Source organism: Pseudomonas sp. HP_01, from assembly GCF_055284355.1.
In genome coordinates, this window is record NZ_JBTOPV010000023.1 from 172,144 (window position 1) to 195,094 (window position 22,951).

At 61.6% G+C, this 22,951-nt stretch carries 23 protein-coding genes and 1 pseudogene; 13 read left to right on the top strand and 11 right to left on the bottom strand.

All coding sequences use genetic code 11. The annotated features are described in order from the left end of the window. Together ACYAR8_RS14420 and crtB are read left to right on the top strand one after the other, a co-directional pair. The gene (locus tag ACYAR8_RS14420; protein ID WP_463580245.1) at positions 1-1,491 is read left to right on the top strand and encodes a phytoene desaturase; all 1,491 of its coding nucleotides are present in this window, start codon (positions 1-3) and stop codon (positions 1,489-1,491) included. Then, positions 1,488-2,477: a 15-cis-phytoene synthase CrtB gene (crtB, locus tag ACYAR8_RS14425; RefSeq protein ID WP_463580246.1), complete on the top strand. Its 990-nt coding sequence runs from the start codon at positions 1,488-1,490 to the stop codon at positions 2,475-2,477. The genes ACYAR8_RS14420 and crtB overlap by 4 nt, the downstream gene beginning before the upstream one ends. On the opposite strand, the gene ACYAR8_RS14430 is transcribed toward crtB, so the two are convergent. Further along, positions 2,359-2,904 carry a sterol desaturase family protein gene (locus ACYAR8_RS14430; RefSeq protein WP_463580247.1) on the bottom strand — a complete coding sequence of 182 codons (546 nt, stop codon included), beginning with the start codon at positions 2,902-2,904 and terminating at the stop codon, positions 2,359-2,361. The genes crtB and ACYAR8_RS14430 overlap by 119 nt on opposite strands. A 458-nt stretch (positions 2,905-3,362) precedes the next feature. Here ACYAR8_RS14430 and ACYAR8_RS14435 point away from each other — a divergent pair, with 458 nt between their 5' ends. The 3 genes from ACYAR8_RS14435 to ACYAR8_RS14445 all read left to right on the top strand — a co-directional run bounded on the left by ACYAR8_RS14435 (position 3,363) and on the right by ACYAR8_RS14445 (position 6,457). Next, positions 3,363-4,178 carry a hypothetical protein gene (locus ACYAR8_RS14435; protein WP_463580248.1) on the top strand — a complete coding sequence of 272 codons (816 nt, stop codon included), beginning with the start codon at positions 3,363-3,365 and terminating at the stop codon, positions 4,176-4,178. Between the two features lie 103 nt (positions 4,179-4,281). Then, the gene (locus ACYAR8_RS14440; RefSeq protein WP_074885759.1) at positions 4,282-4,530 is read left to right on the top strand and encodes a hypothetical protein; all 249 of its coding nucleotides are present in this window, start codon (positions 4,282-4,284) and stop codon (positions 4,528-4,530) included. Between the two features lie 313 nt (positions 4,531-4,843). After that, the gene (locus ACYAR8_RS14445; protein ID WP_108121956.1) at positions 4,844-6,457 is read left to right on the top strand and encodes a methyl-accepting chemotaxis protein; all 1,614 of its coding nucleotides are present in this window, start codon (positions 4,844-4,846) and stop codon (positions 6,455-6,457) included. A gap of 100 nt (positions 6,458-6,557) precedes the next feature. Here ACYAR8_RS14445 and ACYAR8_RS14450 read toward each other — a convergent pair whose 3' ends face one another. Further along, positions 6,558-8,960: a glucose/quinate/shikimate family membrane-bound PQQ-dependent dehydrogenase gene (locus ACYAR8_RS14450; RefSeq protein ID WP_463580249.1), complete on the bottom strand. Its 2,403-nt coding sequence runs from the start codon at positions 8,958-8,960 to the stop codon at positions 6,558-6,560. A gap of 467 nt (positions 8,961-9,427) precedes the next feature. Between ACYAR8_RS14450 and ACYAR8_RS14455 the strand changes: the two genes are divergently transcribed. Further along, on the top strand, positions 9,428-9,838 hold the full coding sequence (locus tag ACYAR8_RS14455; protein WP_463580250.1) for a hypothetical protein: 411 nt from the start codon (positions 9,428-9,430) through the stop codon (positions 9,836-9,838). 82 nt (positions 9,839-9,920) lie between these two features. Then, positions 9,921-10,652, top strand: a complete 732-nt coding sequence (locus ACYAR8_RS14460; protein WP_074885751.1) for a GNAT family N-acetyltransferase — start codon at positions 9,921-9,923, stop codon at positions 10,650-10,652. 9 nt (positions 10,653-10,661) lie between these two features. Here ACYAR8_RS14460 and ACYAR8_RS14465 read toward each other — a convergent pair whose 3' ends face one another. The 3 genes from ACYAR8_RS14465 to ACYAR8_RS14475 are packed head-to-tail and all read right to left on the bottom strand — an operon-like array spanning position 10,662 to position 13,062. Continuing rightward, positions 10,662-11,261, bottom strand: coding sequence for a methyltransferase domain-containing protein (locus ACYAR8_RS14465; protein ID WP_463580251.1), 600 nt, complete (start codon positions 11,259-11,261; stop codon positions 10,662-10,664). After that, the gene (locus ACYAR8_RS14470) at positions 11,258-12,019 is read right to left on the bottom strand and encodes a PIG-L deacetylase family protein (RefSeq protein WP_463580252.1); all 762 of its coding nucleotides are present in this window, start codon (positions 12,017-12,019) and stop codon (positions 11,258-11,260) included. Before ACYAR8_RS14470 ends, ACYAR8_RS14465 begins: the two co-directional genes overlap by 4 nt. Further along, positions 12,016-13,062, bottom strand: coding sequence for an acyl-CoA dehydrogenase family protein (locus tag ACYAR8_RS14475; RefSeq protein ID WP_463580253.1), 1,047 nt, complete (start codon positions 13,060-13,062; stop codon positions 12,016-12,018). Before ACYAR8_RS14475 ends, ACYAR8_RS14470 begins: the two co-directional genes overlap by 4 nt. Positions 13,063-13,503: 441 nt before the next feature. Here ACYAR8_RS14475 and ACYAR8_RS14480 point away from each other — a divergent pair, with 441 nt between their 5' ends. After that, entirely contained in the window at positions 13,504-14,112 is a 609-nt protein-coding gene (locus ACYAR8_RS14480; protein WP_065987131.1) for an SCO family protein, read from the top strand. Beyond that, positions 14,112-14,603, top strand: coding sequence for a copper chaperone PCu(A)C (locus ACYAR8_RS14485; protein ID WP_463580254.1), 492 nt, complete (start codon positions 14,112-14,114; stop codon positions 14,601-14,603). Before ACYAR8_RS14480 ends, ACYAR8_RS14485 begins: the two co-directional genes overlap by 1 nt. A 143-nt stretch (positions 14,604-14,746) precedes the next feature. Here ACYAR8_RS14485 and ACYAR8_RS14490 read toward each other — a convergent pair whose 3' ends face one another. The 4 genes from ACYAR8_RS14490 to ACYAR8_RS14505 form a co-directional block, all read right to left on the bottom strand. Then, on the bottom strand, positions 14,747-16,075 hold the full coding sequence (locus ACYAR8_RS14490; protein ID WP_463580255.1) for an Nramp family divalent metal transporter: 1,329 nt from the start codon (positions 16,073-16,075) through the stop codon (positions 14,747-14,749). Positions 16,076-16,206: 131 nt separating this feature from the next. Then, complete coding sequence (locus ACYAR8_RS14495; RefSeq protein WP_463580256.1) at positions 16,207-16,872, bottom strand: glycosyltransferase family 2 protein; 666 nt, start codon at positions 16,870-16,872, stop codon at positions 16,207-16,209. Positions 16,873-17,071: 199 nt separating this feature from the next. Beyond that, on the bottom strand, positions 17,072-17,635 hold the full coding sequence (locus tag ACYAR8_RS14500; protein ID WP_463580257.1) for a type 1 glutamine amidotransferase domain-containing protein: 564 nt from the start codon (positions 17,633-17,635) through the stop codon (positions 17,072-17,074). A 210-nt stretch (positions 17,636-17,845) separates the two neighbouring features. Next, positions 17,846-18,193 (bottom strand): hypothetical protein, encoded by a 348-nt coding sequence (locus tag ACYAR8_RS14505; RefSeq protein WP_074885727.1) that lies wholly within the window; start codon positions 18,191-18,193, stop codon positions 17,846-17,848. 301 nt (positions 18,194-18,494) lie between these two features. Between ACYAR8_RS14505 and ACYAR8_RS14510 the strand changes: the two genes are divergently transcribed. The 4 genes and pseudogenes from ACYAR8_RS14510 to ACYAR8_RS14525 all read left to right on the top strand — a co-directional run bounded on the left by ACYAR8_RS14510 (position 18,495) and on the right by ACYAR8_RS14525 (position 21,640). Beyond that, on the top strand, positions 18,495-19,241 hold the full coding sequence (locus ACYAR8_RS14510) for a glycoside hydrolase family 3 N-terminal domain-containing protein (RefSeq protein ID WP_463580258.1): 747 nt from the start codon (positions 18,495-18,497) through the stop codon (positions 19,239-19,241). A gap of 121 nt (positions 19,242-19,362) precedes the next feature. Further along, positions 19,363-20,127, top strand: a complete 765-nt coding sequence (tam, locus tag ACYAR8_RS14515; protein WP_463580259.1) for a trans-aconitate 2-methyltransferase — start codon at positions 19,363-19,365, stop codon at positions 20,125-20,127. Between the two features lie 78 nt (positions 20,128-20,205). Continuing rightward, positions 20,206-20,709, top strand: a pseudogene (locus ACYAR8_RS14520) (cupin domain-containing protein). A 145-nt stretch (positions 20,710-20,854) separates the two neighbouring features. Then, positions 20,855-21,640, top strand: a complete 786-nt coding sequence (locus tag ACYAR8_RS14525; protein ID WP_074885716.1) for a sulfite exporter TauE/SafE family protein — start codon at positions 20,855-20,857, stop codon at positions 21,638-21,640. A gap of 270 nt (positions 21,641-21,910) precedes the next feature. On the opposite strand, the gene ACYAR8_RS14530 is transcribed toward ACYAR8_RS14525, so the two are convergent. Next, entirely contained in the window at positions 21,911-22,216 is a 306-nt protein-coding gene (locus ACYAR8_RS14530) for a DUF6482 family protein (protein WP_108121811.1), read from the bottom strand. A 253-nt stretch (positions 22,217-22,469) separates the two neighbouring features. After that, positions 22,470-22,799, bottom strand: coding sequence for a hypothetical protein (locus ACYAR8_RS14535; protein ID WP_074885710.1), 330 nt, complete (start codon positions 22,797-22,799; stop codon positions 22,470-22,472). Positions 22,800-22,951 lie beyond the last annotated feature (152 nt).

Below are 22,951 nucleotides of genomic sequence, written 5' to 3' on the forward strand. Positions count from 1 at the left end.
ATGACTCAAGCAAAAAGCGCAATTGTGATTGGCGCCGGTTTCGGCGGCCTGGCCCTGGCCATCCGGCTCCAGGCGGCGGGCGTGCAGACGACGCTGCTGGAAAAACGCGACAAGCCCGGCGGCCGCGCCTACGTCTACGAAGATCAGGGCTTCACCTTCGACGCGGGGCCGACGGTGATCACCGACCCGACAGCCATCGAAGAGCTGTTCACCGCCGCCGGCAAATCCATCAAGGATTACGTCGAGTTGTTGCCGGTGTCGCCTTTCTACCGGCTGTGCTGGGAAGACGGCACCAAGTTCGATTACGCCAACGATCAGCAGTCCCTGGACGCCCAGATCGCCGCACTGAACCCCAAGGACGTCGCCGGTTATCAGCGCTTTCTGGCGTACTCCAAAGCGGTCTTTCAGGAAGGCTATCTGAAGCTGGGCGCAGTGCCGTTCCTGTCCTTCCGCGACATGGTCCAGGCCGGGCCGCAGCTGGCCAAGTTGCAGGCATGGCGCAGCGTGTATTCGATGGTGTCGCAGTTCATCGAAGACGACAAACTGCGCCAGGCGTTCTCCTTCCACTCGTTGCTGGTCGGCGGGAACCCGTTTGCGACGTCCTCCATTTACACGCTGATTCATGCCCTGGAACGTCAGTGGGGCGTGTGGTTTCCCAAGGGCGGGACCGGTGCGCTGGTGCAGGGCATGGTCAAGCTGTTCGAGGACATCGGCGGGCGCTTCGAGCTGAACGCCGATGTCGCCAGCATTGACACCAGTGGCCAGAGAGTGACCGGCGTACGACTCAAGGATGGCCGGCAGATCAGCGCCGATTGCGTGGCTTCCAATGCCGATGTCATGCACACCTACGCCGAACTGCTCGGCGGCCACCCGCGCGGGGTCAAGGAAGGGGCTCGTTTGAAGGGCAAACGCTTCAGCAATTCGCTGTTCGTCATCCACTTCGGGCTCAAGCGTCCGCAGCCCCAGTTGCAGCACCACACGGTGTGCTTTGGCCCGCGCTACAAGGCGCTGATTCAGGAAATTTTCCAGGGCGCGGCGCTGGCCGAAGATTTCTCGCTGTACCTGCACGCGCCGTGCATCACTGACCCCAGCCTGGCGCCCCCGGGCTGCTCGAGCCATTACGTGCTGTCGCCGGTGCCGCACCTGGGCAATGCCGATATCGACTGGGAAGTGGAAGGGCCGCGCTATCGCGACCGCATCTTCGCGTACCTGGAGAAGTACTACATGCCGGGTCTGCGTGAGGATCTGGTCACCAGCCGCATCTTTACGCCTCAGGATTTCAAGGGCGAGCTCAACGCGCACCTCGGTTCGGCGTTTTCCCTGGAGCCGATCCTGCGCCAGAGCGCGTGGTTCCGCCCCCACAACCGCGACGCAAGCCTGAGCAATATGTATCTGGTCGGCGCGGGCACGCACCCCGGCGCTGGCGTGCCGGGTGTCATCGGTTCGGCCAAAGCCACCGCGGGGTTGATGCTGGAGGACCTGCACTCATGAGCGTCGCCGATCAGGCGCTGCTCGACCACGCCACCCAGAGCATCGAAGTCGGCTCGAAAAGCTTCGCCGCCGCGTCACGCCTGTTTGACCCGGTCACTCGTCGCAGCGCGGTGATGCTCTACGCGTGGTGCCGGCATTGCGACGACGTCATTGACGGTCAGGAAGCGGGGCACTCGGCGACGGTGGTCAGTCAGCAGGAAGTCACCGAGCGCCTGCAACGGCTGATCGCCCAGACCCACGCCGTGTATGCCGGTACGCCGACCCACAGTCCGGCGTTCGAGGCGTTCCGGGAAGTTGTTCTGCGCCATGGCATCGAGCAGCGGTACGCCCTGCAGCATCTGGACGGCTTCGGGATGGACGTCAGCCAGCGCGAGTATCGGCGCATCGACGACACCCTGGAGTACTGCTATCACGTGGCCGGGGTGGTCGGTTTGATGATGGCGCAGATCATGGGCGTGAGTGACGAGGCCACGCTCGACCGCGCCTGTGATCTGGGTCTGGCCTTCCAGCTGACCAACATCGCCCGGGACATCGTCGAAGACGCCTCGGTAGGGCGCTGCTACCTGCCGGGGGACTGGCTGGATGAGTTGGGCATTCCCCACGATCGCCTTGCAGCCCCGGAATACCGTCCGGCGGTAGCCGTATTGGCGAAGCGGCTGGTGGACATGGCCGAGCCGTATTACGAGAGCGCCAACGCCGGGCTGACCGCGCTGCCGTGGCGCTCGGCCTGGGCGGTGGCGACGGCGGGGTGCGTCTACCGCGAGATCGGTGTGAAGGTCAGGCAGCGCGGCGCTCGGGCGTGGGATACGCGGGTTTCCACCAGCAAGCTGGACAAGCTTCGTCTGGTAGCGCTGGGGGCGTGGAAGGCTAGCGCGTCTCGAGGTCGGCACTGGCCGGCGCGGCCTGCGAACCTTTGGCAACGTCCGGGTCGGATTTGTGCAACGGGCCGTCATGCAAGCGTCGAAGCTGGGCGCGTAAACGAGTGACGCTCGGCGCGTAGAGAAAGCCGAACGACACGCAACGCTCCTTGCCCGACACCGCGTGGTGCATCAGATGCGCCTGATAGAGGCGCTTGAGATAGCCATTGCGCGGCACGTATTTGAACGGCCAGCGCTTGTGCACCAGGCCGTCGTGGGCAACGAAATACAGAAAGCCGTAAGCGGTCATGCCCGCGCCGATCCACTCCAGCGGATGCGCTCCCGCAGTGCCCAGCGCGATCAGCACGATGGCGAACCCGGCGAATACCACGGCATACAGATCGTTCTTCTCGAACCAGCCGGTTTTCGGCTCATGGTGCGACTTGTGCCAGCCCCAGCCCCAACCGTGCATGATGTACTTGTGCGCAAACACGGCAAAGCCTTCCATGCCGATCACGGTTGCGAAAAATACGAGGGCATTGATCATCGGGCTCATCCGCGCAAAGGTCTCAACGTCAGACCGTAAAGAGGTCGACGGTGTTCGGTGCGTGATTGTCGCATGCTGGTGGCCGCAGGCGGAGGCCGGTTTGTCGGTTGCCGATTTGCGGTGTGACGGTTCGGGTTGGTGTGGCGTGACGCATGACGCCTTCCCGGCTAAAGCCGGTCCCACAGAGCCAGGTTTCAGCCAATCCCGATGGATGCACGCGATGCTTTTAGTGGGACCGGCTTCAGCCGGGAAGAGGCCGGTTTAAACACCCTCATATCTGCGGCGTAACGGACGACGCCTTCCCGGCTGAAGCCGGTCCCACTAGGAGTGCGCGGTGTCCCAGTGGGACCGGTTTTAGCCGGGAAGGGGTCAGTTCATACACCATCAGAGGCGAGACTTGGCGTAGACGCACTGCCTTCAGCGGCGGTATCTTCGCGCGCTTTATTCTCTGTCGTTCAAGGATGATCATGTCGCCTGCTGTCCCTCTGTCACGCCTGTCATTGATTCGCCCACTTTCTCCCTGGCTACGCTTGACCGCAATCGTCGGCGTTGCCTGTGCCCTGATGGCTTGTGAGTCCCGCCAGGTGGCGTCTCCTGCCTCTGCTCCAGCGGTCCCGAGCCCGGTAGACGTCAAAAAGCAGCAGTTCAACGCCTTTGTTGCACGTTTCCAGTCCATTCTCGGAAACAGAGCGCTTGAGGCCAACAGCGAAGGCCTGACGGGTGAAGTCCGCCTGCGCATCAAGATCAATCGCAACAATGAGGTATTCAGCTGCGAAACCCAGGCCACAGGCCTTGCGACGGCCAATGCACCGCTTACCGAACTTTCAAAAAAAGTGTGCTGGAGCGCGGTGTTCCCGGTCGTACCCGCAGATCGGTTAAACAAAGACGGCGACGTCGAAGTCGTCGCCCCTTTGATCTACCTGCCGATGAACGACATCTTGCGCGTGTCCATGCAGCCCCGTTATCAGCAATACGCACAGAGCCGCTATTTCGCCGAGCGGACCCTGCTGAAAGCGCCGCCGAACAGCATTGGCGTGGTCACCTTCGAGTATCTGGCGAACAGGCAGGGCAAGGTTGAGGAATGCGTCGTTAACCTAGAACGCCACCGCGAACGTCCGGAGGCCTTCAAATACGACAACGTCTTGCAAAGCCGACTGACCGAGCAATGCAAGCACCTGGACCTTGCGCAGATGCCGGGTTTCTCCGTGGATGAAACCGGCGTCTCCAGAGGCGCGGTTGCGTTCGAATACAGCCCGTGGATGGCCGGGCCACGCTCGCGCTAACGAACTTGTTGATCCTGTCGTTGGGCGCCGTGGGTCATAACCGACTGAACTGTGCCGGCCTGGTGGGGCCTCAGACTTACACCCGCTAAAGGAGGCCAAGGCCATGAACAACGACGAATTCAATCAATACGACGCAGAGCGCTTCCACGGTCAGGTCGCCGAGCAACTGGGCATCAGCGTGGAAGAGCTGAAAACCTGGATGATCAACGACATCGAGCGCGTCACCGAGGGTGGCGAGGAGGTGGGGCACATGGTGGTGTTCCGCGAGTCCACGCCCGATGAAGTGCTCGACAAGCTCAAGAACCCGCAGAGCCGTTTCACGGCGATGACGGGTGTGATCCATACCGAATAAAGACCCGGGAGGTCGGTTCGAAATTCACCGGCTGACCCATCATCCCCGGTCCGGCAACCCCGGCCGGGGTGTTCACTCAACGTAAATGAACACCCCGGCTGTCTGTCAGTAAGGCCCGCGTCCCTCCGCGCCGCGCCGTCTACGCCCCTCGCGACACAACTATTTTGCCTATCTCCCCCCTCTCTATTTATCGGTGGAGAAATAAGCCGTCCTGTCAGTGGGTCAATCAATAATTGGTCTTAAATAACCGTTGGTAAGCGCCGATAAGATTTGCATGGCGGCAATTTTTCCATCGATGAGCTGAGGCCTGATGATGTCGATAAAACTACGTCTTTTGCTATTGACTGGCACCAGCGTGCTCGCGGTCCTGTTAATCAGCCTGGTCAGTTATTTGAGCAATGCGCGAACGGAAGCCGCGATGATCGACAGTGAGGTCAGTATGATTGCCCTGAGCAATCATCTGGAAGCCGACATGATGCACGATGCGCTGCGTGCTGACGTGCTGTTGGCGATGCTGGTCGGCCTCGGTAAAAGTGATACCGATCGAGATCAAGTCGTGGCGGGTCTGGCCGAGCATGCTGCACATTTTCGCAAGGTCCTCGCCGATAACCTCGCACTGCCCCTCAGCCAAAGCCTCACGTCAGCGTTGGAGAAAATCAAGCCCGGTCTGGACGCCTATATTGTCGCAGGCGAGCGAATTGTCGATCTGGCACTCAACAGTCCTGAACGGGCACAGCAGGAGCTGGCACAGTTCAGCAGCGCCTTCACCCGGCTGGAAGGTGAAATGTCCAGTTTGAGCGAGCTGATCGAGAGCAATTCCAAGGCCAGTGGCGAAAGCACACGTACCGCGACCCGCAATGCCAACTTCGCCCTGGGGGTGGTGCTGGTGATCAGTATGCTGCTACTGACCGCGCAGGGCTTCTGGGTGATGCGAAGCATCATGACACCCTTGCAGAATGCGCGACGGATCGCCGACAGCATTGCCCATGGCAACTTGAGCGAACCTATCGCTGAACCCGTTAATCGTGATGAAGCCAGCGTGCTGATTCGTAGCCTGGCCGCCATGCAGCGAGACTTGCGCGGCATGATTGAGGCGGTGCGTAACAATGCTCAGGGCGTGAGCACGATCAGCCAGCAGTTGGCGGGTAGCTGTCATGAGGTCGCCGGCAGCAGTCTGCAGCAGAGTGCCGCAGCCGGCACGATGTCAGCGGCCACCAGCGAAATGACGGCGAGCATCGAGGAGATTACGCGGCATGCGGAGCAGGCGCTGGCCATGGCCAATCAGGCTGAAACCCTGGCCAAGAATGGCGGCCGCGTCATTCATCAGGTGGTCAGCGACATGGATGGCATCGCCCGATCGTCTCAGCAGTCGGCGCAAGTGATTCGTCTGCTGGATAAAGAGTCCGAAGGCATCTTCAACATTATCCAGGTGATCAAGGGCATTGCCGACCAGACCAATCTATTGGCGCTGAACGCCGCCATTGAAGCGGCCCGAGCCGGTGAGCAGGGGCGAGGTTTTGCGGTGGTTGCCGATGAAGTGCGCAGTCTGGCGGGACGCACCAGCGCCTCTACCCAGGAAATTGCCACCATGGTGGCACGTATCCAGCAAAGCACTCGTGACGCCGTGATGAGCATGGAAGCGGGTGTTGCTCAGGTCGATAAGGGTATGGCTGTGACTGCTGAAGTGGAGCAGGCCATAGGCGAAATCCTTGAGGCAACGCTGGGCACCACTCAGTTGGTCAATGACATTACCCGGACTATTGGCGAACAAAGTCTGGCCAGCAACGAGATTGCCCATCAAGTGGAGATGATCGCCAGCATGTCGGCCGGTAATAGCCAAGTGATTGGCCAGACGGCCAGTACCACCGATCAGCTGGCAGTGCTCGCAGGCCAGCTCTCCCAATCGGTGGATCGCTTCCGGCTTTGACGCAAGCGTCCGTTTACATCGCATCGACCAGCGCGATGCTTGAATTGCAGACAACAAAAAGCCCGATCACTCGGGCTTTCTGTTGTCCCTCAGCCGCTGATTACTTCGACGGCAGAGCGTAGGCGATCAACGAGTCGCCCATCTTGGTACCAAACGAGCCATGCCCGCCGGCCATGATCACCAGGTACTGCTTGCCATTGCTTTCATAGGTCATCGGTGTGGCTTGACCGCCTGCTGGCAAGCGCGCTTCCCAGAGCAGATCGCCATTGGTGACGTTGTAGGCGCGCAGGTAGTTGTCCTGGGTGCCAGCGATGAACATCAGGTTGCCGGCCGTGGAGATCGGACCACCGAGCATCGGCACACCGATTTTCAGCGGCGGCAGCTGGATGCCTTTCAGGCTGTCGCGGATGGTGCCGATGCGTTTGCGCCAGACCACGTCATGGGTCTTCATGTCGACGCCGGCAACATAGCCCCACGCCGGCTCTTTGCAGGGCAGGCCCAGTGGCGACAGGAAGGCGTTGATTTCCACACCGTAAGGCACGCCGTACTGTGGCTGAATGCCCATTTCGGTACCGGTCCCGGTGGCACCTTCTTTAGGCCACAGCGGGTTGTTCGGGCCTCGCGGGATCAGCTTGGACACGAACGGCAGCGCCATTGGGTTCATCAGCGCGACCTGACGGTCGGCGTTGACCGAGATACCGCCCCATTCAAAGACGCCCAGGTTGCCCGGGAACACCAGCGTCCCTTGCTCGGACGGCGGCGTGTACTGACCGTTGTAGGACAGCTGCTTGAAGATCACACGGCAGACCAGTTGGTCGAACATGGTCGCGCCCCACATTTCCTTGTCGGACAGCGTCTGGATCGACGTCAGATTCAAGTCCGAGCGCGGTTGGGTCGGGCTGACCCGATCCCCTGGTGCCGCTTCACCAGCAGGCACCTGCATTTCATGGACCGGCACGATCGGCTTGCCGTCGCGACGGTCGAGCACGAACAGGTTGCCGGCCTTGGTCGGCACGTACACCGCAGGGACCGCATCGCCGCTGCCGGTTTTGACGTCAGCCAGGGTAGGCTGGGCCGGTACGTCCATGTCCCACAAGTCGTGGTGGGTGGTCTGGAAGCTCCACACCAGTTTGCCGGTGGAACCGTTCATGGCGACGATCGAGCTGGCATAACGCTCCATCACCGGGGTGCGGTTGCCCCCCCAGATGTCGGGCGTCGGGTTGCCGGTTGGCACGTAGACCACATCGGTCTTGGCGTCATACGCCAGCGGCGCCCAGGCGTTAGGCGAGTTGTTTACCAGTGTCTTGCCGTCGCCCGGAATCGCGTTCGGGTCTTCGGCACCGGTGTCGAAGATCCACTTCAGCGCGCCGGTGTTGACGTCGTAGCCACGGATCGCGCCGGAAGGCTCGTGCACCGACAGGTTATCGGTCACCGAACCGCCGATGATCACGGTGGTGCCGGTCACGACAGGCGGGGAGGTGGGTTCGAGGCCGCCCGGATACGGGTAGGGCTGCAAGTGCAGCAGATCGAGCTCGCCGTTTTTGGCGAAGTCGGCGCACGGTGCGCCGGTGTCAGCGTTGATGGCGAACAGACGGCCGTCGTTGACCGGCAGGAACACCTTGCGCGGGCAACTGGTGGCGACCGGCTGGGTGCCTTCCAGGCTTTTCGCAAACTGCGTAGTGTCCGCCTGATCGAAGTAAGCAACGCCACGGCAGGTCAAGTGCTGGAAGGACGGATCGGATTTGAGCTTGGGATCGAATCTCCACTTCTCTTTGCCGGTGGCCGGGTCCAGCGCCACCAGGATCTGGTGGGTGGTGCAGATGTACATGTTGTCGCCAACCTTGATCGGCGTCAGTTCGTTGGTGGTTTCACCGGAGTCATTGGCGGTTTTCGATTCACCGCTGTTGAAAGTCCAGGCCACCTGCAGGTCTTTGACATTGCCTTCGTTGATCTGGGTGAGCGGCGAATAGCGCGTGCCCGACTGGGTGCGGCCATAAGCAGGCCAGTCGCCGTTGGCGATGCCTTCGACAGGCTGGTGCTGCGCGGGTTGCGCCGTCGCCATGCTGCCGTTGATTTCCTGCGGGTCGTTGAAGATGGCATACACCATCACCACGATCGCCAGCGCCAGGGTCGCGGATAAAAAGGTTTTGCCTGGCTTGATGCGCTCCGGAATGTCACGGGTAACAGCCGGTATCAGCAACCACAGACCCAACACCCCAAGGATGTCGAAACGCGGCACCAGGGCCCAGAAGTCCGTGCCTGCTTCCCACAGACCCCAGACCACGGTGATCAGCATCAGCGCGCCGTAAAGCCAGAGCGATGCCGCGGAACGTCGCCACAAAAGAACGGCGAACACCAGCAGCGCAGCGCCCATGAACAGATAATAAAAAGAGCCGCCCAATGTAAGCAGCCAGATACCGCCTACCACCAGAAACAGGGCAAAGATGCCTGCAATGATGGAAGTAAAACGCCTCAGCCCTGAAGCTTTTGATAAGTCATTCATCGATGTTCCCCCTTGGGATGTAGTGCATGGACTGTGCGCCGTATATGGGGTTCAACTCCCGGACCTGCGGTTTAGATGAAATTTTTCGGCATCACTGACCACCCGCTCTTCAAAGCATAGGCCGTGTTTACGATCTGATCCCGGGGCAAAGGCATTCAGATGGCAAAGGCTGATGCTTTGCGCGAGTTCGGGGCTCGAAGAGAGGGCTTAAAAGGCCGGTCAAAGGGCGGTTGAGAGCGGGGAGGTAATGCCCGCTGCCATGCATCCCATCGCTCAAAGTTGCGGGGGGGATGGGTGCAGACTAGAGTCGTAAACAGCCCACTCAACTTACAGCAGGCGTACGAGAGGGATTCCATGGATTCCATCTGGCCTGCCCTCTAATCAAGCGCGGGAAGTGTAAGTTCTCTATGCACAAACGGTTAAGCAGGACGCGAGCCACGACGTTGCTGATCACAGCGACGGTTTTAGTGTGTGTATCCGGGTGCACGACCAAGGCCACGACCGGTGCCTCACTGGTCGATTACACCTCAGTCAGCGCATCTTCACCGCCAGACAAACTCACCGGCCTTTGGGTCGGTCCCCATGCCGGCGGCACTTTTTTCGTGGAAATCTTCGAGGACGGCGACCTGCGCACGTGCTTGAGCGCTCCGCCTTATTACCGGGCGATGGACGGAAAATATGCCGACGAGGCGTTGTATCTGGAAGACGGCACCCGCATTGAATTTCAGCCGGCGGGTGCGCAGCGGATCACTATCTACTCGCCTCCAGGCAGGCCCGTTACCACGCTGGAACGCGGCGCGCCAGGTCTCTCCGCCAGCGAGTGCCAGGGAGGCGCCGATGATGTCCAGCGCAAACTGTCCCACTGGGCTGCGCAGTAGCGGCGGGGTTCGATAATTGGGTCAGTGCGCAGGTATCATGCACGGCTCGAACCCACCGCCCGACCCCGTATTCAGGATCACAATGCCCAGCCCCACGTTTACCGTCATGCGCCTCGACGCCACGCCACCGGAATCGATCAAGAGCCAGATCATGCAAATGGTGATCGACTACGTCACCGAGCTCAGCATGGTCGCCATCGCCCCGAGCAATCCGTTGTACCCGCTGTACCAATACGGCGTCGGCCATGAAGTGCATCAGTACGTGCAGGCGATGGACGGCTCACGTGGAATTGCGGTGGAATTGATCGTGGCGCTGGACGCCGAGGATCCGTCGGTTGTCATCGGCTTTTTGCTCTACCTGCCGGTTCAGCACGACCCGCAGGCGTGCGCCGTGGCGTACATGGCGGTGCAAGCGGCGCGTCGTCGTGAGGGTGTGGCGCGGGCCATGCTGGTGAAAATGACTGAACGCTATCCCCATGCCGAACTGGCGTGCTTCGTCTCCAGGGTTGCGGTGTTCGAGGCGCTGGGTTTTCGGGTACTGGGCGCGCGCGGGCCGCAGGTGCTGATGAACACCCGCGAGCAGCAGACCGATGGCTTGTTGGCCGTGCTGGACATCGCACCGATCTACAACTCGCTGGAAGTGCGGCAGATTCATAGCTATTTGTTGAAGCAGCACGGCAAGCGCGCGATGACCGATGCGGAGAAACAGCGCGATCGCCACATCGATCAGTTGACCCGGCAGGCGCGCCTCTTCGTGAACGGACTGCTGGGCGAGTCGGGCGCGCAGGCCTTTATCGGTCCGCGACTGGTCTGATACGAAAGATCAGCGAACAGCCTCGTTGAGGTCAATCCCGCACGAGTCCTTGCTCCACATTTCCAGCAGGAAATCCTGTTCGGCGTGATGCAGCGTGCGTTCCATGGCCAGGTGCCGCGCCAGGATCTGATGCACTTCGTGGCCTTCCATCGGGCAGCCTTCGATAGGGTGCAGCCAGTGGCAAGCCAGTACTGCGCCATCCGGCGTCAGGCTTTCGCGAATGCGCTCGATGATCTCGCCAAAGGCATCCGGGGTCAGGTAATAAGCCCATTCGCTGATCACCACCAGATCGAATTCCCCCGCCGGCCAGTCCTGGGGCAGACAGCCTTCGAGCACCTGAACATGTGGATGTCCGCTCAAGCGGTCGCGGGCCAGGGTGACGGCCCGGGGGCTAAGGTCCATGCACAGCAGCGCGTCGCAACGTTCGGCCAGGCGCAGGCTCAGCTCGCCATTGGCGCAGCCCGGCTCGAAGATGCGCTCATAGCGCTGACGCGGCAGAGCGGCGAGGGTCAGGTCGCGCTTGCGGTGTTCGTACCAGCGCGTGCGAAAGGCCCATGGGTCATCGCTGCTGGCGAACAGCTCGTCGAAATACTCACCGGTAATGCTCACAGAAACACCAGTTCGAAGGGTTGCAGCAGACGCTCCAGCGTCTGGGGGGTAAGCACCGCAGGAGCGCCGGTGCTCGGGTCGTTTTCCAGCTGACTCAAGTGGGCACCGATGGCCTCGCGCTTGCGCCGCAGTTGCTCCTCGCTGAGCCAGAATTTGCGGGCCTGTTCCCAGGGGAGTCGCGGGTCGTTCGGTTCCGCCCAATGCCAGGCCCACACCGGAATTTCCACCAGGGTCGCGCCGCTGTTGGCCACCGCCTGGGCAGCGCAGTGGCCGACGGCTTCATGGTCGCAGTGGCCGTCGTGGCGCCAGGTGGTCAACAACACATCCGAGGGGCGCAGGTCTTCGCTGAGCAGCGCAATCAATGACTCGGCATGCTCGGCGACCAGGCCATCGCCCATGCCTAGCCGTTGCCAGGACAACCTCGACACGTCCAGGCCCAGGTGCGCGACGGCTTGCTGGCTTTCCCGGCGCCGCTCTGTGCGCAGGCGCTGTAATGGCCACAGCGGTGATTGCGGATGACTGCCTTCGCCGTCGGTGACCGCAACCAGCTGCACATCATTCTGCCGCTGGGCCATCGCCGCGAGCAGGCCGCCGCAGGTCAGCACTTCATCGTCGGGGTGGGGGGCAAGGACGATCAGACGCGCGCCGGGCGGGACGAGTTCTTCAAGGGTGATCGGGCGCACGCCGCGCAGCGCCACACTGTTCTGCCAGGCGCTTAGCGGGGTGCCGGTGACGCCGAATGGCTGTGCTTCGTTCATAGTGACCAATCCTCGGTTTCGCCCGTGGCGATTCGCTGGCCCAGATGCGCCAGGTCGCGCTCAGCATGGCTTTGTCGGATAAACACCTGCAGGTCGGCAGCCAGCCGCGCAAAGTGCGGATCACGGCAGAAAGGCGTCGCGCCCAGCGCCCGGCCGACATGCCGGCACACCTGCTCAACCGCCATTTCGACCTGTGCACGCAAGCGCTGGACCGGCAGGCTCGCGTCGTGCCGGGGATGCGCGTCGATCCATGAGGCGCATTCGCGCAGGGCCGCCGCCGCGCCGCACAGCGCGGCATCCGCGCTGCCCAGATGAGCGTCCGCGTGGGGTTCCGGCCGTCCGTGATGTCGGTGCGCGCGCAAGCTTTTCGCCAGCGCCGCTGCCGCGCCGTACCAGGCGGCAGCGATGCCGGCGCCGCCTTGCCAGAATCCAGGCCGGGTTAAATAGTCCCCGCTGTTGCCCACGCAAATGCCGACAGCGCCATCGAAGTGCACGTCGCCGCTGGCGGTGCCCGCCATGCCCACGGCCTGCCAGGTCTCGCTGCTGAAACGTACGCCCGGCTGCTTCAGATCCACGGCGACCAGTTGCGGCGCGTCATCGTTGCCCCAAGCGGTGAGCAGGGCGTAATCCAGTTGCTGTGCGCCGGAGCACCAGGCCTTGCGGCCGTTCAGGCGAACCTTGTCGCCGTGGCGTTGGCTGAGCCCGACTTTGGCGTCGGGCGGTTCAGCGGCCCATACGCCCCAGATGCCGGGCGTTTCGAAGGGCGAGGCACCGAGCTCTTGCGGCCTTAGTTCATACAAAATGGCGAGGGCGTCGGTATGGCCTTCGTAGAGTTTGAGCAGCGCCAGATCAATGCCGGCCACCGTTGACAACTGACGCCAGCGCTCGAGTGTGCGACCGCTGCCGGGCAACGGCAGTTGATCGAGTCCGCTGTGGAGGCAGCGCTGCATGGCGTGACGCAAGGGAGCGTCCGGCACGCGGGGATTGTCACGGTGGGCGAAATCCGCCAGCAGTGATTCAAGTCCTTGTGCATCGTCCCGCATGGCTGACCGTCTCCGTCCCGTTGACGCCTACGCGGGGTGCGCGGGCATTTTGCCTGGCCCGCTTGCGCGGCCTGCTGATGAAATTCGGCAGCGCCAGCGGGGAGGGGTTCAAACATTTCTTCCGCCAGCCGTGCCGGTTGCATCCGGCAGGGACTCAGCTCCGACGAGTCGATCCGCGCTTTGGAGTCGGGTGCGCGGTTTTGTCGCAGCGGGGGATTCTCAACCCATGGGCGTCAAGGTGTGCAGCGTCATCGGATGGCTTCTGTAAAATTCGCTCGTAACCTTTTCAAGCTGGTTTTGCGCGACACTGTCGGGCACCTGTTTTTTTCGCTTCGTCCCTCGCGACTAGCAGTGCGGCTGCCAATAACGCCTGCGGTGCCGCGAGGTGGACGAAAAAAGGGTTGGCGTTGGCGCCAGCCGCTGCTTTCGAGAGTTCGCCAGATGAATGAGTTTCTGACCCGCCGTCAGGTGGTCACCGGCATGGGCCTGTTGGGGCTGGGCCTGCTGGCCGGCTGTGACGGTTCGACCACTGCGCTGGATTTCAAGTACGGCAAAGATCTGAGCAACAAGATCATGGGCCGCACCTTCAAGCTGACCGACACCGACGGTGAGGTCAAAACCCTGTCGAGCTATCGCGGGTTGATGCCGATGGTGTTTTTCGGTTTCACCCAATGCCCGGCGGTGTGTCCGACTGCGCTGGCCCGCGCTGCGCAGATCAGGAAGATGATGGGCGAGGACGGCAAAACGCTGCAGGTGATCTTCATCACCGTCGACCCCGAGCGCGACACGCCGCAGGTCCTCGACGCCTACGTCAAACAGTTCGACCCCACGTTTGTCGCCCTGCGCGGCACGCTGGAAGAAACCGCTCACGTCGCCAAAGAATTCGGCGTGTTTTACGAAAAGGTCCCGGCGGGCAACACCTACACCATGTCCCACACCGCGACCAGCTTCGTTTTCGACTCCCGGGGCAACCTGCGCCTGGGGCTGTCGCCTTCGCTTTCCGCCAAGCAATGCGCGGAAGACCTGCTCACTGTCATGGAAGTCTGCTGATGAATGCTCTGTTTTCTGCTGCGTCGCGCGCGTTCGTTTCGCGCACCTTGGTCGTTGCCCTGTTGGCCGGGGTTAGTGTGAGTGCGGTTGCCCAGACGCGTGTCGAGGACCCGTGGGTGCGCGCGACGGTCGCCGGGCAGCCTTCATCGGGGGCCTTCATGCGTATTACCGCTGACACCGACAGTACGCTGCTCAGCGTGAGCTCGCCGGTGGCCAAGGATGTGCAGATCCACGAAATGAGCATGACCAACGACGTCATGCGCATGGGCCCGGTCGACGCCGTGCCGCTGCCGGCAGGAAAGACCGTGGCGCTGGACCCCGATGGCTACCACGTGATGCTCATGGGCCTGAACGGCCAGATCAAAGAGGGCGACCAGGTGCCACTGACCCTGACCGTGAAGAACGCCAAGGGCGAGACCGAAGTCGTGAAGGTCACAGCTCCGGCTCGCGCCGCGATGGACATGAGCCATGACCACGGGATGACCCATTAAGCAGGATCGCGTATCCAGTGTGGGACCGGCTTCGGCCGGGAAAGCGTCAGGCGCCACACCGCAGAATTGATGGTGTTCAAACCGACGTCTTCCCGGCTAAAGCCGGTCCCACACTTTCAATGCGGTCTCCTGTGGGACAAGCTTCAATCCCCAAACGCCCCCAGCAGCAACACCACGTTCAGCACAATGATCAACAGTGCGATGCCCCAGGCGAGGGTCGTCAGAACCGGGCCGGTCACGAAGTCGCCCATCAACTTGCGGTCCGACACGAAGCGCACCAGCGGTACGATGGCGAAGGGCAGTTGCATCGACAGGATGACCTGACTCAGCACCAGTAACTTGGCGGTGCCTTGGGCGCCATAAATACTGGTCACCACAATCACCGGAATGATCGCGAGCCCACGTGTCAGCAGGCGACGGACCCAGCCCGGCAAACGCAGGCGCAGAAAGCCCTCCATGACGATCTGGCCGGCCAGGGTCGCCGTGACCGTGGAGTTGATCCCCGAGGCCAGCAGCGCCACGCCGAAAAGCATCGACGCCATGCCCACGCCCAGCATCGGCGAAAGCAAATGATAGGCCTGCTCGATTTCCACCACGTCGGTCTTGCCGGCCTTGTGAAACACCGTCGCCGCCGTGATCAGAATCGCCGCGTTTACGAACAGCGCCAGGGTCAACGCGATGGTGCTGTCGGTCACCGCCCAACGCAGGCCGACGCGTCGGCCTTCATCCGTGCGCGGATAGGCGCGGGTCTGCACGATGGACGAGTGCAGGTACAGGTTGTGCGGCATCACCGTGGCGCCAATGATGCCGATCGCCAGGTACAGCGCCTCGGGATTGGTCACCACCTCGGCCTTGGGAATGAAACCGGCAAACAGCTCCGCCAGATCAGGACGGGCCAGCACCATCTGGATCGCGAAGCAGGCAAAAATGACCAGCAGCAGCGCGATGACAAACGCCTCAAGCGCCCGGAAGCCGCGGCCCATGAGCAGAAATATCAGAAACACGTCGACGGCCGAGATCACCGCGCCCCAGATCAGCGGAATGCCGAACAACAGATTCAGCGCAATGGCGGTGCCGATCACCTCGGCCAGATCGCACGCGATGATCGCGATCTCGCAGGCAATCCACAGGGCGATGCACACCGGGCGGCTGCAGCGTTCGCGGCAGGCCCGCGCCAGGTCCCATCCGGTGACGATGCCCAGGCGGGCCGACAGCGCTTGCAGCACGATGGCCATCAGGTTCGACAGCAGAATCACCGACAGCAGCAGGTAGCCAAATTTCGAACCGCCGGCGATGTCGGTGGCCCAGTTGCCCGGGTCCATGTAGCCCACGGCGACCATATAGCCGGGGCCGGTGAACGCGAGGAGCCGCTTGAACCAGTTGCCGCTCTTGGGCATGGCGACACTGGCGCTGTGCATGCCGCCGCCGAGTGTGTCGTCGCCGGGGCGGGCAGAATGATCGATGGGCGGCATGGAGGATCCCGGCGTTGGATACTTAAGAATGAGAGGAGTCGTAAGGCACGGAATTCCGCACCTGCCGCCGGTTTCAGCGCGTGGCTACCACCTGCCGGCGTGCCTGCCGTGGCGCATCCAGACGGAGCACCTCAACTGGACAGCGACGTCGCTGCCAGTGAGTTTAGATAACCCCCAAAGCCTTCTTTGCACCGGTAGTCTTTTCGTGCGCTGGTGGTCACGCTGTTCGCGGAAATCCACGCGATGGACGCGCCGATGCGTTGCAGATCGGCGACCAGATGCACGTCCTCATGGGCAGCCAGCGCCTTAAAACCGCCAGCCTGCCGATAAGCATCGGCGCTGACACCCAGGTTCGCGCCGTGGATGTGCCGATGGTCATCGACCGGGCGATACAGCGAGTCGTAGCGTTGACGCACATGCTCGGGATGCCCGGACCAGTCATCGATTTCGACAATGCCGCACACCGCGTCCACCTTCAGGCTGACCTGGTGCGCCAGCCAGGCGTAGGGCACGACGCTGTCGGCATCGGTAAATGCCAGCCAGCGGGCGCCGTCTTCGAGCATGAGTCGAGCACCTTCTGCGCGGGTCATGCCGACGTTGCGGTAGCTGCAAACGTGGGTGGTAACGCCATGGGCGGCCGCCACTCGGGCCGACGCATCGGAGCAGTCATCGAGCATGATCAGAATTTCCACGGGCTCGCCGTGAAGGTCTTCGTGGACAGAGGCGGCGATCAGGGACTTGATGCAATCGTCCAGGAAATCTTCTTCGTTGTGCGCGGGGACAATGATTCCAATCATCGAAGTGTCTCGTCTCGACACCTGCGCTGATCGCGGCGTCCTTCGATGTCGACCGAAGCGATGGAAATTTGGTTTCAAGTATTTTCGTTTGCGAAGACCACCGTCTCGCGTGTCGGGCGTTATCCCATCCCCCAAACGCAGCGACGCCGCTGATCAGCGGCGTCGATGTGTTCTCACGTTACGGCGTACTGATGAAGCTTCAGCCCGCCATCAGCGCCTTGGCGATGGCCTCGTTGAAGGCCGGCAGATCGTCTGGCGTGCGGGAGGTGATCAGGGTCCAGCCATTGGCCGGGCATTCCTTGACCTCCACGTCGACCCAGTTGGCCGCGCCAGCATTGACCAAGTCAGTGCGCACGCTTGGGAAGGAGGTCAGGGTTTTGCCTTTGATTACGCCCGCATCGATCAGCAGCCACGGGCCATGGCAGATCGACGCGACAGTCTTGCCGGCGTCGGCGAACGTTTTGACCAGCTTCTGGGCATCGCTGTCCTGACGCAGGGTGTCGGCGTTGACGGTGCCGCCGGGAATGACCAGTGCATCGAAATCAGCGGCAGACAGGCCGGCCAGCTTGGTATCGGAGGTGACAACGGCGTCTTTATCGGTGTCGTTGAGGAACAGTTGCGCAGTGCCGCCTTCGATGGAGGCATGGGTGACCGCAGCACCGTGACCCTTCAACGCTTCCAGCGGCTTGAGCAGCTCGTCGCGCTCGATGCCGGTGTTGGACGTGATGATCAAAACCTTCTTGCCGTTCAGTTGATTGCTCATGTTTCGCTTTCCTCTGAAATAAAAAGTGTTGAGCTGCGCCCGCTATCAGCGGGCGGTGTCACTTTCAGAGGAAGCCGTAAAAGCAAAAGTTCAGCCCGATTGCGTGGCCGGATGGCGGGGCCGTGGCGCATGTCTCAAGCCAAGCCCGCGATTCCGGGCGCTAGGAGCAGTGCTGTGCGACGAATCGGCGCACCACGATCCACGCCAGGGTTACAGGCAGTCGCGGACCGCGGTTTCCAGTGCATTGCGGCCAAAGGCTGACGAAAGTGGAGCGCGCTGGTACAGGAAGACCCGAGTGTTTGGGTTGCCTTTGTAGACCTCGAGAATTTCATCGGAGGCGATCTTCCCGGAGATCAGCAATTTGTAGTGGCCCTTGCTCTCGGTCATGGTCGTGCCGGGCTTGATCTGCTGCCATTTGGGGTAAATGCACTTGGCGTAGTCAGACGGCGTCTTGGCGGTATCGAAATTGAATGACGGGTTGTTCGGGGTAGAGCTGCAACCCGCCAGCACCACGGCCACGGTGCAGCCCAGCAACGAGTACGGAAATAAACGGCGCATCAATTCATCCTGAATAAGAAAACGAAAACAATTCGACCGGGTCGATGGGCGCCTATGTTGACCAGCAACCGTGCAAATGAAAAGTGCACGCTCTGAAATTTTTCACCGCCTCTTCAAACCCCCATCGCACCGGCGCCGTCGAGCCTTCGGGTCATTCCCGCTGATGCGTGCCATCGCTCAGTCAAACGCTAATCTATGCTCGATACGTTTGCATGCTGCTCGATCACTGAATAGAGTGAGCGAAAACGAGCATATTATTCCCCCCATCGCTGCTCGTTACTGCCTGATAAACGGAGCACACATGTCTCACGATGAACTGCAACGGGCTGCACGGTCAGTCTTGATGCCGGCGATTACCGGGCTCGCGCTGGATGAACCCGTGCGCCGGCATCTGCAAGGCGGCGGCGTGTCGGTACTGCTGGGCGAGACCCGCGACGAATACCTGGCGCGGCGCATGAGTTTCGAGCGTCGCCGAGAAGAAACCGACGCGCAATTTTCCGCGATCGCCAGGGAGGCGGCGCTGTGTGCGGAGGCGCCGGTGCTGATCGCTGTGGATCAGGAGCTTGGCGGCATCCAGCGCCTGCACAGTCTGGTGCCCGGTATGCCGGCTTCGGCCGAATTGACTCACATGAGCACCGAAGACGTCGAATCGCGCAGCTATGAAATGGCCAGCTCGGCCCGGGTGATGGGCGTCAACCTGTTCCTGGCGCCGATCGTTGACGTGGTCACCGGGGTGAACCCATGGCTGCACCAGCGCAATCTCGGGTCCGATCCCGCCGAAGTGGCGCGCATTGCCTGCGCCTTCATACGCGGTGTGCAACGCGCGGGCGTGATCGCCACGGCCAAGCACTTTCCCGGTCATCCCCAACTTGATCATGACCCGGCGGTGGAGCGGGCTACCGTGGCTGATGACCCAGTTGCGCTCAGCGACGGGTTGGACGTGTTCCGGCAGGTCATTGCGGCAGGCGTTGGCGCGATCATGCCCGGGCCGGCGGTGTTCCCGGCGCTGGACCCGCACCGCTCGGCCACCTCACCCGGCGCGTCATGATCTGAACACCCGCTGCTTGCTGCCAACCGCTTGCAGCTTGCCGCTTGCAGCTCACCCCATTTGTACTCCCGGCCCGCGCGTTTTACTCTCGGCCACTCCGTACACCCAGAAGGAAGGCCCGATGAGCTGGTCCGCCACGCAGTACTCCCTGTTCGAGCAGCAACGCACGCGACCGGTACGCGACCTTGTCGCCGCCATTCCCCTGGCCTCGGCCCACATCGCGGTCGACCTCGGCTGCGGTCCCGGCAATTCCACCGAAGTGCTGACCGAGCGGTTCCCGGAGGCCACGGTGACCGGGCTCGACAGTTCCGAGGACATGCTGCGCGACGCCCGTCAGCGGCTGCCGAACATTGCATTCGAGTTGGCGGACATCGGCAACTGGAATCCTTCGCAGAGTTACGACGTGATCCTCGCCAACGCGTCGCTGCAATGGGTGCCCGACCACGCGTCGCTGTATCCACGGCTGGTCAGCCGGCTCAATCCAGGGGGTGTGCTGGCGGTACAGACCCCGGACAATCTGGAGGAGCCTGCCCATCGTCTGGCCCGGGAGATCGCCGCGAGCGCGCAGTGGGCCGACAGGATCGGCGGGGTCAAGCACCCCGATCGACACCCTGCGGCCTATTACTTCGAGCTGTTGCGACCGCATTGCGCCGAGGTCGATGTCTGGCGCACCACGTATCACCATCCTCTACCTGGTGGTCACGGGGCGGTAGTGGAATGGTTCAAAGGCTCGGCGCTGCGGCCGTATCTGCAAAAGCTGGACGAAGCAGGTCAGCAGGCGTTCCTCGAAGCGTACCTGCAGGCGATCAGTCAGGCCTACCCGGCGCTGGACGACGGCACGGTGCTGCTGCCATTCCCGCGCCTGTTCATCGTTGCCACCCGTTAACGCGTGCGCCTTGCATCAAACGCTCTGATGCAGATGTTCCGCGACCCGTGATTGAGACCGTTTTCTGATGGAGTGAGCATGGACAACGACCCAAGCCAATTGGCCGCGCGCCTGATTCGCAACTTCAATGAGGTGCCGCTGCAGCACGAGCGCCGCGACCCGTTGTACGAAAGCCATGCTGCGCGACTGGGCACCGACACCGCCGCACAAAAGCTGGGTGCATCGGTGGACATCGTCGCGCCGGGCAAGCGCTCGTGCCCTTATCATTTTCACTACGCTCAGGAAGAGATGTTCGTCATTCTGGACGGGCAGGGCACGTTGCGTGTTGCCGGGGAAATGCTGCCGATCCGCAGCGGCGATGTCATTTTCATTCCGCCAGGACCTGAGTATCCCCACCAGTTGATCAACACCTCGGACGCGCCGCTAAAGTATTTGTCCATCAGCACCCGGGAGACGCCAGAAGTGTGAGAATACCCGGACTCCGGCAAGTATCAGGCGATGGTCACCATCAATGGGTCCCGAGCATTTGCCGCTGTGCAGCGCTCCGACGCGACGCTGGATTATTGGGAAGGCGAGCCGTGATTCACGCCCAGGCGTGTGCCGATGACTCATTCGGTTATAACCATAGAACGTCTTGATCTAGCGTCGATATAAGAAAAACAGAGGTCGTCAGAGCAAAAATCGCTATTCTGCCCGCCGGCTTTCAAATGTGCAGTCAGGCAGAACAATGGATTTTGGCAACGCAGGTTTCGTCGTCGCAGGGCTGGTGGTCGGTTTTATTGTCGGCATGACGGGTGTGGGCGGCGGATCGCTGATGACCCCGATCCTGTTGTGGTTTGGCATCAACCCCGCTACGGCGGTAGGCACTGACCTGCTGTACGCCGCCATCACCAAGAGCGGTGGCGTACTGGTTCACAAAAAGAACGACAACATCGATTGGGGCATTACTGGCTGGCTGACCCTGGGCAGCGTGCCGGCCGCCGGGCTGACACTGTGGTTTCTGAGCAGCCTGCACGCTGCGCCGGACGCGATGAATTCGGTCATCAAACAAGCGCTGGGGGTGGTGCTGCTGCTGACCGCGCTGGCGATCTTTTTCAAGAAACGCCTGTTGGCATTTGCCCAGCGGCATGCGGGTGATCGCTACCGCCTCAGCCCGCGTAGCCTGAACGCACTGACGGTGCTGACCGGCGTCATCCTGGGCACCATGGTTGCGCTCACGTCCATCGGCGCCGGCGCGCTCGGCACCGTAGCGCTGTTCCTGCTTTATCCCTTCCTCGAAACCCGGCGCCTGGTCGGCACCGAAATCGCCCACGCCGTGCCGCTCACCCTCGTCGCCGGCATCGGCCACGCCAGCATGGGCAACATGGACTGGTCGATGTTGGGCTACTTGCTGATGGGATCACTACCGGGCATCTACATCGGCAGCCATCTGACCGGTCGCATTCCCGACGGCATCCTGCGCCCGTGCCTGGCGCTGATGCTGGTGGCGATCGGGTACAAGCTGGCGTTTTAAAGAGGGTTTCGCTGGCACGATGCGAAACCCTGCAGGCCAGGCTTTCAGCAGTAAAAAGTCAGTTTTCACACCGCAAGCCCGAGGGTGTTTACGCTGGCCTCTTCCCGGCTAAAGCCGGTCCCACTCAATGTGCCGCGCGGATCCAGAGAGACCCGCTGCGACTGGGACTTGTAGGACCGGCTTCAGCCGGGAAGGCGTCAGTGGTCACACCATAAAATCCGGGTTGATCACACATTCCTCTTCCCGGCTGAAGCCGGTCTCACATCCCGATCAATTACCCGAGCGAAACGGAATGGGTTGGCGTGGCGCTTCGGGCGTGGTGTGCGGCTGGCCGACCATCTCGTCGTAAACCACGGGATGGACGATGAAAAGCTTAACTTCCTCGGTGGACGACAGGCATTTGCGCGCTTCGTCGATGGAGGCGACGTGCAGGACTTTGCCGTCCGGGCTGGTGACGGCATTGGACTTGCCATCCATGAGCGCATGAATAACATAGGAGCCACCTTCGACCGAGACCAGATTGACCTCAGTGACTTCTCCGGCTTTGACGTGTTTGCTGAGCTTGTCCAGATCCATTACGGCACCTTAATGACGCCCGCGGGCGTTGTCTGTTGCATGGATTGATGCGAGACCGTCTATGCGGCCTGCCTGTATTGGAAGAGGCTGGCGGTGGCAAGTTCAACGCAAAAACAGGAGAGGCGGAGAAGGGGGGAGGAGGGGTGTTTCAAGAAGAGTGCCGGCACATCAAAGAAGGAGCCGGCACCTGAAAAACCCGCCGCCACCTGCGAAAACCATCAGCAGGCGGCAGCGTAAGTCAGGACAGCGGCGGTCAGCAGAGCTTGTCGATGACGCGCAGGCCAGGCGCTTGCTGCACGGCGCCCCACTCACTGCTCAGGGTTTCCAGCACCTGGCCGAGGAACTGCTTGTCCGCTGCGGCCTTCTTGCCGACGTAGCCGTGGCCTTTGCGGTACATCTTCAGTCGGGCACGCATGTGCGGGTGCTGACTCTCGAATTGTTCTTCCTCGGTGCAGGCACCCAGACCGTCCATGTGCACGTTGCCTTCCTCGCACACCCAGAGGATATGGCTATCAAGAGAATCCTTGCGTGCGGCGAACAGTCGAGCCAATTGATCAATGGTAGGTTGGTTGTTCAGGTTCATGGTTGTTACCCCTTTTTGACCACTGGTTAATCTATCGAGTGAGTTCAAACGCAATGGCGAATCGTCCGTCGACTCGCACTCCTTCCATATGCTGACAAGCAAGGTCCGTCGGTACACAGAGCCGGTGCCGGGCCGCAAGGTGTGGGCATTGA

Coding starts and splice junctions, on each gene's coding strand:
- ACYAR8_RS14420 (WP_463580245.1), top strand. CDS start 1: ATGACTCAAGCAAAAAGCGCAATTGTGATTGGCGCCGGTTTCGGCGGC.
- crtB (WP_463580246.1), top strand. CDS start 1,488: ATGAGCGTCGCCGATCAGGCGCTGCTCGACCACGCCACCCAGAGCATC.
- ACYAR8_RS14430 (WP_463580247.1), bottom strand. CDS start 2,904: ATGAGCCCGATGATCAATGCCCTCGTATTTTTCGCAACCGTGATCGGC.
- ACYAR8_RS14435 (WP_463580248.1), top strand. CDS start 3,363: ATGTCGCCTGCTGTCCCTCTGTCACGCCTGTCATTGATTCGCCCACTT.
- ACYAR8_RS14440 (WP_074885759.1), top strand. CDS start 4,282: ATGAACAACGACGAATTCAATCAATACGACGCAGAGCGCTTCCACGGT.
- ACYAR8_RS14445 (WP_108121956.1), top strand. CDS start 4,844: ATGTCGATAAAACTACGTCTTTTGCTATTGACTGGCACCAGCGTGCTC.
- ACYAR8_RS14450 (WP_463580249.1), bottom strand. CDS start 8,960: ATGAATGACTTATCAAAAGCTTCAGGGCTGAGGCGTTTTACTTCCATC.
- ACYAR8_RS14460 (WP_074885751.1), top strand. CDS start 9,921: ATGCCCAGCCCCACGTTTACCGTCATGCGCCTCGACGCCACGCCACCG.
- ACYAR8_RS14470 (WP_463580252.1), bottom strand. CDS start 12,019: ATGAACGAAGCACAGCCATTCGGCGTCACCGGCACCCCGCTAAGCGCC.
- ACYAR8_RS14475 (WP_463580253.1), bottom strand. CDS start 13,062: ATGCGGGACGATGCACAAGGACTTGAATCACTGCTGGCGGATTTCGCC.
- ACYAR8_RS14480 (WP_065987131.1), top strand. CDS start 13,504: ATGAATGAGTTTCTGACCCGCCGTCAGGTGGTCACCGGCATGGGCCTG.
- ACYAR8_RS14485 (WP_463580254.1), top strand. CDS start 14,112: ATGAATGCTCTGTTTTCTGCTGCGTCGCGCGCGTTCGTTTCGCGCACC.
- ACYAR8_RS14490 (WP_463580255.1), bottom strand. CDS start 16,075: ATGCCGCCCATCGATCATTCTGCCCGCCCCGGCGACGACACACTCGGC.
- ACYAR8_RS14495 (WP_463580256.1), bottom strand. CDS start 16,872: ATGATTGGAATCATTGTCCCCGCGCACAACGAAGAAGATTTCCTGGAC.
- ACYAR8_RS14500 (WP_463580257.1), bottom strand. CDS start 17,635: ATGAGCAATCAACTGAACGGCAAGAAGGTTTTGATCATCACGTCCAAC.
- ACYAR8_RS14505 (WP_074885727.1), bottom strand. CDS start 18,193: ATGCGCCGTTTATTTCCGTACTCGTTGCTGGGCTGCACCGTGGCCGTG.
- ACYAR8_RS14510 (WP_463580258.1), top strand. CDS start 18,495: ATGTCTCACGATGAACTGCAACGGGCTGCACGGTCAGTCTTGATGCCG.
- tam (WP_463580259.1), top strand. CDS start 19,363: ATGAGCTGGTCCGCCACGCAGTACTCCCTGTTCGAGCAGCAACGCACG.
- ACYAR8_RS14525 (WP_074885716.1), top strand. CDS start 20,855: ATGGATTTTGGCAACGCAGGTTTCGTCGTCGCAGGGCTGGTGGTCGGT.
- ACYAR8_RS14530 (WP_108121811.1), bottom strand. CDS start 22,216: ATGGATCTGGACAAGCTCAGCAAACACGTCAAAGCCGGAGAAGTCACT.
- ACYAR8_RS14535 (WP_074885710.1), bottom strand. CDS start 22,799: ATGAACCTGAACAACCAACCTACCATTGATCAATTGGCTCGACTGTTC.